Below are 12488 nucleotides of genomic sequence, written 5' to 3'. Positions count from 1 at the left end.
ATGAACACTCATTCATTAAGTAATTTTTGATTACATCAAAGATGTAATTTCGAATAACTTAATCTCTGTGAGTGTCCACACAGATTTGCTTGTCATATTGTTAAAGAGCGTGCTAATTCTATTAAGACTAAGTCTTTCAAACTAGCGCCTTAGACGCTTAGGTCGTTTGGCTGAGGAGGCGTATTCTACACTTCCCGTTGTTGGCGTCAAGCGTTTATTTTAAGAAGTTTTTCAAGCGTTGATTTCTTAATCAGAAGTCATTGCGTGAAGCTCTTAAACCGCTTGTCACCAGAGGCTAAATTCCGTAGAAGTTAATCTCTCTAACTCCGCTGCAAGTCCCATTCTATCTAGCTTAACGCTTGGTAGGTGGCCTGCTTCGCCGTGTCAGTGGGGTCGCATTATAGGGAGATTTTAAAAGAGCGCAAGCGCTTTTTTAAAGAAAATTACGCTTTTTTGAAAAAGCTTTTTTAAGCACACCATACTCACCAAATACCCACAGAGTTATACACAGCAATGCCTTTGCGAGTATAAAAAATATGCGCTAGAGGCCAATAGAATCAAGCATACCGGCTTTCAGCCCTCAATATTAATTGTCGCGTTAGGTAACTAAAGCATGTGAGGGAAACTTAATTATGACCACTTAAGTCGATATTGTTCGGCAAGCAGTCTATATAAACAATATCACCTCGGCTTTTATTACCTATCCATTAAAGCCAGCTCAACCGCTTTCGCTGCATGGATCTCTGTAGTGTCATATAAAGGTACATGGGTATCTTGCTGCTGAACAAGTAATGCAATTTCAGTACAACCTAAGATCACTGCTTCCGCTCCCTGCGCTTCTAATGCTGCAATAATCGTTAAGTATTGTGCACGTGAGCTTGACGAAATAACGCCGCGGCATAGCTCTTCATAAATAATGCTATGTACTATTTTGCGGTCAGGCTCTTCAGGAACAATCACGTTTATCGCGTACTTGTCTTGTAAGCGGCTTTTATAGAAGTCTTGTTCCATAGTAAAAGCAGTGCCTAGCAGCCCTACCTTTTTAATACCGTCGGCAACCAACTGACTAGCTGTCGCGTCGGCGATATGCAAAATTGGAATATTGATACTAGCTTGTATGTCATCTGCGACTTTGTGCATAGTGTTAGTACATATAAGTAGAAAGTCAGCGCCAGCGGCTTCAACTGATTTAGCTGCTGAACTAAGAATTGCAGCAGTTTGTTGCCACTCGCCTTTGTGCTGCAGCTTTTCTATTTCTGCAAAATCGACACTATATAAAGCTACCTTAGCCGAATGTAGCCCACCAAGCTCAGCTTTGACCCCTTGATTGAGCGCTTTGTAATAACTCGCTGTAGACTCCCAACTCATTCCACCAAGCATACCGATTGTTTTCATGCCTACTTCCTCATTATTACTCGGCGCACATTTACGCCTTAGCTAGCAACCAGTATAGGAATTTAGGTAAAAGATCGGATGATGACAATGACTATCTAATGGCCGTTGTGAACTTTAAGAGTTAAGTAGCATTTCAGTTTGGGGCTCATAACCATTATGGCTTTGCGGCAGCAAGTGATTTGCTAACAGAAATTGAAATTCAGTTTGACAAGAGTAGAGCGATCGCCCTACCCTGAATGTAGAGTAATCATTCTACCTCAGGTTAATTATGCTTAAACAACAAATCGCAGCCAACCTTGAAACCACCTTTGGGCAATTTGGCTTTGCTGAATCTAGCGTTGCACTGCTACAAAAAGCCAGTGGTGTTAGTTTACGTACCCTCTATAAATATTACCCCTCTAAGGAAGATATGATTGTTGCGGCTTTAGAAAGCCGTCATCAGCGTTATCTCAAGATCCTTGAAGTGGATATTTCTGAACTTGGGTTTCCAGCAATACAGCATATCTTTTGCCGATTACAGCATTGGATGCAACACAGTGCCCCCAAAGGCTGTATGTCTATGCAGGCACTTGCTGCTTTTCCTGACAACCAACAAATCGCTGATGTAGTTAATCAGCACAAACATGAACTCAAATTATTTTTAGGTCAGCAAAGCCAACGCCAGGATCTAGCAACTGCACTCTTTATTCTCCATGAAGGGGTGAGTAGTAGCTGGCCCGTACTCGGTGATGCCGCTGTAAAAGAAGCTATAGAGATTTCCCACACTTTACTCAAATAACTTACTGAGGCCGTCCAATCATGAATTCGATTCCTACATATATGCATGCGGTAACGCTTATTGGCCATGGCGATTTGGATAAGCTTGTATATCGTGAAGATGTACTCACGCCACAGCCCAAAGCTAACCAAGTACTCATAAAAGTGGCAGCTGCAGGTGTAAACAATACCGATATCAACACTCGTACAGCTTGGTATTCAAAAGGTGATAACGATAGTGATGACGCAAGCTGGTCTGGCACAGCATTAAGTCTTCCGCTTATTCAAGGTGCCGATGTATGCGGCGAAATTGTCGCGGTAGGCACAAACGTTGATATTAGCCGTGTAGGCGAGCGGGTGCTGATTGAACCTTGCATTAACCAAGTTAATGGCGAGCAATTGGCCACCCCTTGGTATTTGGGTTCTGAATGTGATGGTGGCTTTGCGCAATACACTTGTGTTGACTCTGCTCATGCCTACGCAGTTAATTCAACACTAACAAATGTCGAACTCGCGTCATTTCCTTGCTCATATTCCACTGCTGAGAATATGCTAACTAAAGCCAATGTTACTGAGCATGATACGGTATTAATCTCTGGTGCTTCTGGCGGTGTGGGCTCTGCAGCGATTCAGTTAGCTAAAGCTCGCGGCGCAACAGTAATTGCGATTACTAGTGAGGCTAAGCGCCAGCAAATAATCGACTTAGGTGCAGACAAAGCTGTTAGCCGCAATGACGACCTAATAAAATGCTTAGGTAAAAACAGCATAGATGTAGTCATAGATTTGGTGGCCGGTGAAAAATGGCCAGTGTTTTTAGAGGTATTACGCCCAGGCGGTCGCTATGCAGTATCGGGCGCAATTGGCGGTGCACTGGTAGAGCTGGATATTCGCACGCTTTATCTTAAAGATCTTAGCTTCTTTGGCTGTACGGTTTTACAACCTCAAGTCTTTGCCAATCTGATCAAGCGGATTGAACAAGGGCAGATAAAACCGCTAGTGGCACTAAGCTTTCCTCTAAAGCAAATTGCTGATGCCCAGCAAGCTTTTCAGAAAAAACAGCATATCGGCAAGATTGTGCTTGAGATTAACCGTTGATGAGCTCATCTGTGTCAAAATAACCCAATCAAAGGTAATAGCCTGTGGCTATTACCTTATTTAAGTAACATTTAGTAAATCCCCTCATTGTGTCTCCCCATAAAATAGTGGTATTTTCCTGCCGTTTTAAAACCAAAAAACCATAAATTCAAGGATTTGATATGGCACGTAAATACCTGTTAGCTCCCACTTTAATTGCAACACTTGTCTCTGCTAATTCCTACGCTGCAGTACAGTCATTTGACGCACGCTCTTTTGCAATGGGAGGCATAGGTGCCTCAACGGCAGACTACTTAACAGCGACATTCCACAACCCAGCATTAACGGCACGATATGGTGAGGATGATGATGTAGGTGTTCTCATTCCATCTATAGGGGCTCAAGTCGATGATAGCGAAGAAATCATCGATAAGACTGAAGATTTCTCTGACATTTATGATCGCTTTTCAGCAATTACCAGCCCTACAGAGCAAGACGCACAGTTGGTTATCGATGCGTTAGAAGAATTACAGAGCAACCGTGCAAATGTTCAAGCTAACGTTAGCCTAGCTGTAGCCATACCAAATGAATATGTGTCAGTGAATATGTTTATCAAGGCGTATGCTGACGCATTTATCTTTGCCGATATTGCGGAAGATGATCTAAATACTGACAAACTGATCGAAAACGGCTCACTAACATCGCAAGCTCTGACGATGGGTGTGGTGATTGCAGAAGCTGGCGTGAGTTTTGCGAAATCTTATAAATCAAGCCACGGTACTTTTTATTACGGGATCACACCTAAATACCAACAAGTAACGACTATTAACTATGTTACTGATATTGAAAACTATGAGTTTGATGATTGGGATGATGATAAATATCAAACTGAAGAAAGTAACATCAACTTAGATATTGGTTTTGCTTACCACATGAATAATGGCTTCGCATTCGGCTTAGTTGGTAAAAACTTAGTCAAGAACAGCTATGAAACCTCTGCGACTAAAGGGATTAATGGTGAATATGTAATTAACCCGACTTACATTGCCAGCGCAAGCTATAACCATCGACTATTTACTGTCGGTGTCGATGTAGATCTAAATGAAGCAGAAGGCTACGATTCAATTGCTGGCACATTGAATGCTGTCGATACCAAAGCTGATAATAAGCAAATGGCAGGTATCGGTGTCGAGTTTAATGCCTTCGATTGGGCACAACTGCGCGCAGGTTATCAGACTGACTTATCAGATAATCTAGCCGATCAATTTACTGCAGGCTTGGGCTTATCACCATTCGATACTTTCCATATCGACCTATCTGCCAGTTACGCCAGTGACAACGAGCTAGGCGCGGTCATTCAAACGTCCTTTACTTTCTAACTCAGGTAAACCGGATAGCTCAAACTATGTTTGGGCTATCCACAATATGTTCAGCTATTATGAGCAATCACACTATCCTCAGGAGTTTGCTCTCGCTGATGCATACCATAGTCACGGATCACACCAGCAACTCGTAAACGATAATTATCAAATACCCCTGCTCGGCCCTTAGTTTGGGCTGTGCGATGAGTTTCTAATTCTCGCCACTGGGCAATAGCTTGTTCATCACGCCAAAAAGACAGGGACAAAATTTTGCAGTCATCGCTTAAGCTTTGAAACCGCTCTATCGAAATAAAGCCATCAATATCTGCCAACAGCGGCTTAAGCTCAGCGGCAATATCTAAATACTCAGCTTTTTTATCTTGGCTAATATGCACTTAAAAATTACAGCTATCATTTGACCTTTCCTATTAGATAACACTTTTGCTTAGCGCTTTAACTTAGCAAATGCATTAACTACAGCTATCGTTTTTCCAAATTAGTTTAGTTTTACGCCAAAAAACGAAAAAGGGCCATTAGGCCCTTTTAAATTTGATTTACTGTTTAGTAAACACCTTGCGCTTTCATAGCATCAGCTACTTTAACAAAACCTGCTACGTTAGCACCTAGCTCGTAGTTAATGTGCTCGCCTTCACGACCATATTGCTCACATGTGGCGTGAATTGAGTACATGATGTCACGTAAGCGCACATCCACCTCTTCACGAGTCCAGCTTAAACGTAATGCATTTTGGCTCATCTCTAAACCAGAGGTTGCTACACCGCCCGCATTCGCAGCCTTTCCAGGAGCAAACAATACTTTCGCCTCATGCATTAACGCAATAGCCTCAGCAGTGCTTGGCATGTTGGCGCCTTCAGCAACAATCTGCACACCATTTTCAATCAGCATTGCAGCATGTTCGGCATCTAGCTCATTTTGAGTTGCACAAGGTAGTGCTACGTCTGCAGCAAACTGCCATGGCGTGCCGCCAGTTACATACTCCAGACCCATTTCATGAGCGTAATCAGCAACACGGCCGCGACGTTCATTTTTAACTTCCATTAACTTAGCTAGCTTTTCAGTAGTAAAACCATCAGGATCAAATACCACACCGCTGGAATCTGATGCAGTAATCACTTTACCGCCCATTTCCATTGCTTTTTCAATGGCGTACTGCGCCACATTACCCGATCCAGATACAGTAACCGTTTTGCCTTCTAAGCTTTCGCCTTTAGCTTTTAGCATGGCTTCAACGAAATACAGTAGACCGTAACCCGTTGCTTCAGGGCGGATCAAGCTGCCACCGAATGTTAGACCTTTACCAGTAAACACACACTCAGCACTGTTCGTTAGCTTCTTCATCATGCCGGTCATGTAGCCCACTTCACGTGCGCCCACACCAATATCACCAGCTGGAACATCAGTATCCGCACCTAAGTGACGATGCAGCTCTAACATCAATGCCTGACAAAAGCGCATCACTTCGCCTTCACTTTTACCTTTAGGGTCGAAGTCACTACCACCTTTGCCGCCGCCCATAGGTAACGTCGTTAGTGCATTTTTGAATGTCTGCTCAAATGCTAGAAACTTAAGTACAGATTGGTTTACTGACGGATGGAAACGCATGCCACCTTTAAATGGACCAATAGATGAGTTGTGTTGAATACGGAAAGCGCGGTTAACTTGTACCTTACCGCTATCATCTACCCAAGAAACACGAAATTGAATTAAACGCTCTGGCTCAACCAAACGCTCTAAAATACCAGCGTTTAGGTATTCAGGACGCGCTGCTACAAAAGGCCAAATAGAAGTCAGTACTTCTTTTACTGCTTGCAAAAACTCAGGTTGATTAGGGTTACGCTCAGCAACGGTAGTAAGAAAACTATCAAGAGTCATATCGCAGCTCATTTTGGTGCTCCAGGGTATACAAAGAATTGAGGTAGCTACTGCTTAGGATGCGCTAGGCATACCCGCAGCTTATATTGTGAAATGGTTTATATCAGTATTTGATAGTTAATGAATACAAGACTTTACTGAACCTGTGTGATATCTCAAGAAAATCAAATATTCTACCCACGCAATAAGAATTCATTAGTAATTAGGCATTTAAAATGAGAGATCATTAATGATGATGCAATATCGAGCAGATATGCACGATTTACCCCAGCGCTAAACATAACAATCAGCCATAGCCACTAAGCTAGCCGCCAATCACAACGACTAATCATGCAAAATAGTGAGCCTCTAAAACAAATTCAAATACTTGTTCATACTGAGCCAACAAGCACGCTAATACTCAAGTTCACAGGTAAAACAACTTTTGTGAATTCTGGGTGTAGAACACCAATACCTCTTTTATGGAAGTGTATAAATCGTAGATAGCAAAAGGTCGCTATAAATAGCGGGCTCTTCTATATGTGGCGCAGGGGTAGCCAATTCTTAGTAAAGAGGCTAAACAATAGGAACCCTAGAGTTCAAAGTAGGGCTTCCTAAATTCGAAAAGGCCCCAGCATTTCTGCTGGGGCTTCATCTAAAAGTGGCGCAGTGGACTAGAGGTTTGAACCCTACATAGCTACGCTATAAACCCATTGGATTGCAGATACGAAAAAGGGCTCCCATTACTGGAAGCCCTTTCTCTAAATGTGGCGGAGGGATAGGGATTTGAACCCTAGATGGGCTATAAACCCATGCCGGTTTTCAAGACCGGTGCATTCGACCACTCTGCCATCCCTCCGAACGCCGCAAATAATAGGGATACTCAGGGGCAATGTAAAGCCTAATTTTACTAAAATCGCTTGTTTGCACAAAAACGCAGCGAGAAGTGTTATTTTTGCTGTTTTATTGCTGCAATTACAGCCAAATCGAGCTTAAAAAGCCCATTGCAGACTTTAACTTTAACCTTGTGCTTCGAGATTAAACTTCAATTTGCCACCTTAATACCCAAATATAGCCGATGGGATAACCGGTTCTGCCCAATAAGACCCCTTGGGTTCAAAGTGGAACTTACTAAATGCGAAAAAGGGCTTCCGCTCTTTATTACAAAAATGGCAGTCCTTTCTCTAAATGTGACGGAGGGATAGCTGCCTTTAAACAATAGGAACCCTAGGGTTCAACTTTATAAATTGCTGATAGCAAAAAGCCCGCTATAAAGTAGCGGGCTTTTCTAAATATGGCACAGTGGACTAGAGGTTTAAACCCTACATAGCTACGCTATAAACCCATTGGACTTCAGATACGAAAAAGGGCTTCCACTCTTTATTACAAGAGTGGAAGCCCTTTCTCTAAATGTGGCGGAGGGATAGCTGGCTTTAAACAATAGGAACCCTAGGGTTCAAAGTGCTACTTCCAGAATGCGAAAAGGCCCCAGCATTTCTGCTGGGGCCTCATCTAAATGTGGCGCAGGGTTAGCCGGTTCTAAACAATAGGAACCAGGGGTTCTAATCAGCTTTTCTGGATATACGAAAAAGGGCTACTCTTTCGAGTAGCCCTTCATCTTGAATGTGGCGGAGGGATAGGGATTTGAACCCTAGATGGGCTATAAACCCATGCCGGTTTTCAAGACCGGTGCATTCGACCACTCTGCCATCCCTCCGAATGCCGCAGATAATAGGGGGAGTCCGCGGTAATGTAAAGAGCATTTTGATTCGAATGACTAAAAAACAGGCCAAACATTGAAAACAATGCTGTTTCAGCTGTTTTTTAGTCAATTTCAAGCTGTTCATTACAGCTGTTCCGCTAATACTTCTAAACTCCCCTGCTTTAATTCAGCCTAATTACTGAAGAGCTGTAACTCATTTCAGAGCCTATGAGTCCTTTAATTGACTCTTTAATTAGCCCTCAATCTCCGACTAAACTTAACCTACCGCTGGCAGTAGATTAAACATCTGTAGTAATTGCACACTAATAATCAGCACACCAGCTAAAGTCGCTACCGTTAAGCCCAGCTTACCGCCTTTTACTTGGTAACCCTCTATTCCCTGCTGCTTACGCTGAGCATTAACCATAGCCACTGGCAAGAAAATAGCCAAAATAACCAATGCGAATGCCGCGTACCCTAAAGCTGTGATAAAGCCTTGTGGGTAGAACAATGCAAAGCCTAGTGGTGGCATAAAGGTGACTAAGCCAACCTGAATTCTGTGGCTAGGCGTTGAACCGCGTTTTAGTAAGTCAGCAATAAAATCATATAAACCTAAGCTAACTCCTAAGAATGATGTTGCCAGCGCAAGATCAGCAAATACAGAAACCGCATTGGCAATCATAGGATTATGTAACAGGCGGCTTAGTGAATCGATAAAGCCATTTAAGCTTTGACTTGCCATCAAGTCTGGCTGCGACAACACGCCCTGACTGGCAAGCATCCACAGTACATAAACCATAAGTGGCAACGACGAACCTACAACAATAATCCAGCGCAGCGCCTTAGTATCTCTACCTAAGTAACGCACGATTGATGGAATAGAGCCGTGAAAACCAAACGAGGTAAAAATAACCGGCAAAGATGCCAATACTAGCCCTTGATGCACAGGTAATGCGACTAGGTTTTCAACCGACACATGAGGCAACAATAAGAACAGCATGACCACCAGCGCAACCAACTTTAAGGTGAACAAGCTTCGGTTAATCATATCTACAGAGCGCGTACCAATCGCCACCACAGTACCGATTAATAAGGTAAAAATTATCGCCCCCGCTTGCATAGGCAATTGCAAATCAAACCAGTTGGTTAATTTACTATTGATCTGCTCGCCCCCTCCTGCAATGTAAGCCGAACACAGTGCGTAAAACAGAAACATCATCGAAAAGCTAGCAACGACTTGGCCTTTGCGCCCCAACAGCTTATGCGCCAAGGTGTGTAAGGTGGCATCTTCAGGTGCGTGCTGATGTACTTCAATCATCAGGAGAGCAGTGTACGTCATCAACGACCAGATCAATAACATAACCAAAGTAGCCATGCCAAAACCTAAACCCGATGCCGCAAGTGGCAATGCCAACATTCCAGCACCAATTGTGGTACCAGCAATAATAAGCATGCTGCCGAAAATTTTACTTTTGTTCATTTATGGTGTTCCAAATTAATTAAAAAGGCTTCGGAACAGGCATTGATAAGTGGCCGACTTCCGAAAAATGGAATTGCCACAATGGAGTGATTTAAAACATGAGGGGGAGTGAAAAACCTCTATCTACGCCATTGTGGCTATAGATAGTAGTAACTCTGAACGGGTGTTAATAACACGTGACTTTCCTTAATAGAATCTGTTAATCAAACACTTATATAACAGCAAGTTAGATGAGACTCCACGATAGGATGTCCTTGTACTGCTGTCAACAAACATATTCGTTTAATTGTTAATAAATAGACACCAAGCGTTTGCTTAAAACTTAGTTACATACTCTCATTATGCATTTACTAACAGTTTTGATAGGTTAACAGATAGTTTAGATAAAACTGATTTTGCCATTTCGTCTGATAACAAAAGCTTAGCTAGTTGCTTGTTTTTCTAGCTTTATAATAAAAAAGGACCGCAATGAAAACCTTTCCATCCCTGATATTAAGCCTGCTTATTATTGCCATAAGCGGCTGCGCTAATACCGCCAAACAACCCGAATATCTGACCTATGTAAAAGCTGGCGATAATGTGCCAGTTAGTCAGTTTGTCGACACTCAAGGCAAGCACATTGATTTAGCTCAATCAAACAACAATAAGCTACTTATCTTGTTTGCAACCTGGTGTCACGACTCACAACGCACGATGAAGCACTTAGTAAACTCCAATATCCACCTAAGTCCCAATATCGACATTATTGGTATAGGCCGTGAAGAATCCGTAGCAGCCCTTAATACCTTTGCCACTGAGTACGAACTCAATTTTGCCTTAGTCGCCGATGAAGATCGTAGTATCTACTCGCAATTTGCTAATGCAGGGATCCCACGATTGATCTTGTTAGATGCTGATAATAGAGTGGTTAAAACGATTATTGGTGAAACAGATAACCCAATAACAGAAGTCGTGTGGTAATAGCGATTGGTGCTAAAGGAGAGAAGGAAGAGTATGAGCAAAATCATCACCGAAACACCAAGGCTTATTATCAGAGAATTTAATCTCGATGATGTACAAGCTGTATATGATTTTAATGCTGACGAAAGAGTAAACCTATACACAGGCGATGCCGGCGTGGTTAAAAGCCTTGCCGATGCAGAGCGTATTATTCGCGATATTTGGCTTAATGAGTATTTACAGTTTGGCTATGCGCGCTGGGCAGTAGTCCTAAAAGAAACCAACCGTGTTATTGGTTTTTGCGGCTTTAAAAACGATTACCGTATCGATGAAACCGATATTGGTTACCGCTTTGCACCTGAATACTGGGGCCAAGGTTTTGCCACCGAAGCCAACCAAGCCTGTATTGATTACGCAAAATGTCATATGGATCTCGACTATATTGTCGGCGATGTAGTTGACCGTAATCACGCATCAATCAATGTACTCAAAAAACTGGGGATGACCTTCAATAAGAAGTTTCAAAACCTAGGTTTTATGATTCAGCGCTACGACATGTACCTTAAAAGCAAAGCCTAATAACGTTCTGATTTCAAAATGCGAAGATCTCACTAGTAAAAAGCCCAATCAATGATTGGGCTTTTTACTGTTAACGGTTTTGGTGCAGTAAAGACTAACTCGCAATGCTTTCAACTCCAGTATTACAAGCATGAGCGCCCGTTGGGGTTAAGCTATTTAAATGCTCGATAAGCTTAAAACATAACTCAATATATTGAATCGCCTCAGCCTTGCCCACCTCATAGTTAACTGCATGGGCAACCCGATTACGTAACTGACGTAGCTCGCTAAACAACTTGCCTTGCTTGGTATTAATCAAGGCCTCGCTTATCAAGATATTTTCAATATGTTTATAACGGGTGTTTTTATCTAAAGTGATATTGTCACAATGCAGTTTTATCAGTCGCTCAGCAGCTAAATCAACTTGCTCCCAAGTTTCTAACACTGCTGAATTAGGCAAGCTATTGGCAGAAGCTATCAGTAAGGTTTTTTTGTCAGTTTTCAGCTCGGGAAACACACCCTCAGCCTGCTCTGTTACCGCTTTTAATCCTTGGCCAAATTCTAGCTCTAAATCTTTAAACTTAAGCTTTTTGGCAAGGGGAATAAGCTTCGCTAACGGCCGCTTTAAATTCATTACCGCAAACACTAATACCAACGGCCAGATCAGCTTGTCGATTAACGCTATTGTAAATTGCATCCAGTCCATGGCATTCCCTTATCGCCCAGTTTTTGAGCCAGAAGTTTTTAGGGTAACAAGTTTATAGCGCTAAATAAAATCCGTTAATTAATCTTCTGATAAGTACTCGTTTGCCAATCAAACACATACTCAACACCTTGCCACTCATATATGGTGCGACCATCACGTTGAATAACCCGCGCGTTGTCTGGCAGACGATTTAAACCAGAAGAGTAGCTCACGCTAGTAGTCACTCGCTCAGGTGGCGCAATCACTTTCGGTTCAGGTGCTTTATATACCGGTCTTTCGTATCGGTAAGGTGAGTAATAACGATTGTCATAGCCATAAGGATAACGCCAACGTGAACCGACTCCCCAGTTATAACCAGGTCGCCAGCCTGGACGATAATAACGACTGCCATAGGGGTAACCATACCAGCCATTAGATACGCCAACATTCCAGCGCCAGGGGTCGCGGTAATTGTGATTACTCCAGCCAAGGCCCACACTGACATTACTGAGAATTAGCGACGGTGAAACCACCGCAATAGGCGCTGTATTTGCCGCTGCTGGCATCAACAATAATAAGCCTGTTAACCCCGCAACATAGCCGCTTAATTTTAAACTTTGCATCACTATCCTCCAATGTTGTTGCACGCCAACAAATGTAGAATCA

Annotated in this window: 11 protein-coding genes and 2 tRNA genes; 5 read left to right on the top strand and 8 right to left on the bottom strand. The window is 42.7% G+C overall.

From position 1 onward, the window contains the following. Positions 1-696 precede the first annotated feature (696 nt). A complete protein-coding gene (locus L2740_RS17515) occupies positions 697-1395 on the bottom strand; it encodes an aspartate/glutamate racemase family protein (protein WP_248951361.1) in 699 nt (232 codons plus the stop codon). 268 nt (positions 1396-1663) lie between these two features. On the opposite strand from L2740_RS17515, the gene L2740_RS17510 reads away from it, so the two are divergent. The 3 genes from L2740_RS17510 to traF all read left to right on the top strand — a co-directional run bounded on the left by L2740_RS17510 (position 1664) and on the right by traF (position 4604). Next, positions 1664-2173 carry a TetR/AcrR family transcriptional regulator gene (locus tag L2740_RS17510; RefSeq protein ID WP_248951360.1) on the top strand — a complete coding sequence of 170 codons (510 nt, stop codon included), beginning with the start codon at positions 1664-1666 and terminating at the stop codon, positions 2171-2173. A 20-nt stretch (positions 2174-2193) separates the two neighbouring features. Beyond that, positions 2194-3246 (top strand): alcohol dehydrogenase family protein, encoded by a 1053-nt coding sequence (locus L2740_RS17505; protein WP_248951359.1) that lies wholly within the window; start codon positions 2194-2196, stop codon positions 3244-3246. 161 nt (positions 3247-3407) lie between these two features. After that, on the top strand, positions 3408-4604 hold the full coding sequence (gene traF / locus L2740_RS17500; RefSeq protein ID WP_248951358.1) for a conjugal transfer protein TraF: 1197 nt from the start codon (positions 3408-3410) through the stop codon (positions 4602-4604). 50 nt (positions 4605-4654) lie between these two features. On the opposite strand, the gene L2740_RS17495 is transcribed toward traF, so the two are convergent. From L2740_RS17495 to tyrP, 5 genes are all read right to left on the bottom strand, one after another. Further along, positions 4655-4981, bottom strand: a complete 327-nt coding sequence (locus L2740_RS17495; protein ID WP_476707514.1) for an antibiotic biosynthesis monooxygenase family protein — start codon at positions 4979-4981, stop codon at positions 4655-4657. Between the two features lie 166 nt (positions 4982-5147). Continuing rightward, positions 5148-6491, bottom strand: a complete 1344-nt coding sequence (gdhA, locus tag L2740_RS17490) for an NADP-specific glutamate dehydrogenase (RefSeq protein WP_420833542.1) — start codon at positions 6489-6491, stop codon at positions 5148-5150. Between the two features lie 735 nt (positions 6492-7226). Then, positions 7227-7317 (bottom strand) — tRNA-Ser (locus tag L2740_RS17485). A gap of 767 nt (positions 7318-8084) precedes the next feature. After that, positions 8085-8175, bottom strand: a tRNA-Ser gene (locus tag L2740_RS17480). Positions 8176-8437: 262 nt separating this feature from the next. Further along, positions 8438-9640, bottom strand: a complete 1203-nt coding sequence (gene tyrP / locus L2740_RS17475) for a tyrosine transporter TyrP (protein ID WP_248951356.1) — start codon at positions 9638-9640, stop codon at positions 8438-8440. 468 nt (positions 9641-10108) lie between these two features. Between tyrP and L2740_RS17470 the strand changes: the two genes are divergently transcribed. Both L2740_RS17470 and L2740_RS17465 read left to right on the top strand, forming a co-directional pair. Further along, entirely contained in the window at positions 10109-10600 is a 492-nt protein-coding gene (locus L2740_RS17470; RefSeq protein WP_248951355.1) for a TlpA family protein disulfide reductase, read from the top strand. A 33-nt stretch (positions 10601-10633) separates the two neighbouring features. Continuing rightward, positions 10634-11158, top strand: a complete 525-nt coding sequence (locus L2740_RS17465) for a GNAT family N-acetyltransferase (protein ID WP_248951354.1) — start codon at positions 10634-10636, stop codon at positions 11156-11158. Between the two features lie 94 nt (positions 11159-11252). Here the strand turns inward: L2740_RS17465 and L2740_RS17460 are convergent, their stop codons facing one another. Further along, positions 11253-11843 carry a hypothetical protein gene (locus L2740_RS17460; RefSeq protein WP_248951353.1) on the bottom strand — a complete coding sequence of 197 codons (591 nt, stop codon included), beginning with the start codon at positions 11841-11843 and terminating at the stop codon, positions 11253-11255. A gap of 74 nt (positions 11844-11917) precedes the next feature. Continuing rightward, complete coding sequence (locus tag L2740_RS17455; protein ID WP_248951352.1) at positions 11918-12445, bottom strand: hypothetical protein; 528 nt, start codon at positions 12443-12445, stop codon at positions 11918-11920. Positions 12446-12488: the final 43 nt, after the last annotated feature.

This window comes from Shewanella pneumatophori (assembly GCF_023283895.1).
GTDB lineage: Bacteria > Pseudomonadota > Gammaproteobacteria > Enterobacterales > Shewanellaceae > Shewanella > Shewanella pneumatophori.
The sequence above is the reverse complement of the archived record's forward strand: the minus strand, read 5'-3'. Positions and strand labels throughout refer to the sequence as shown.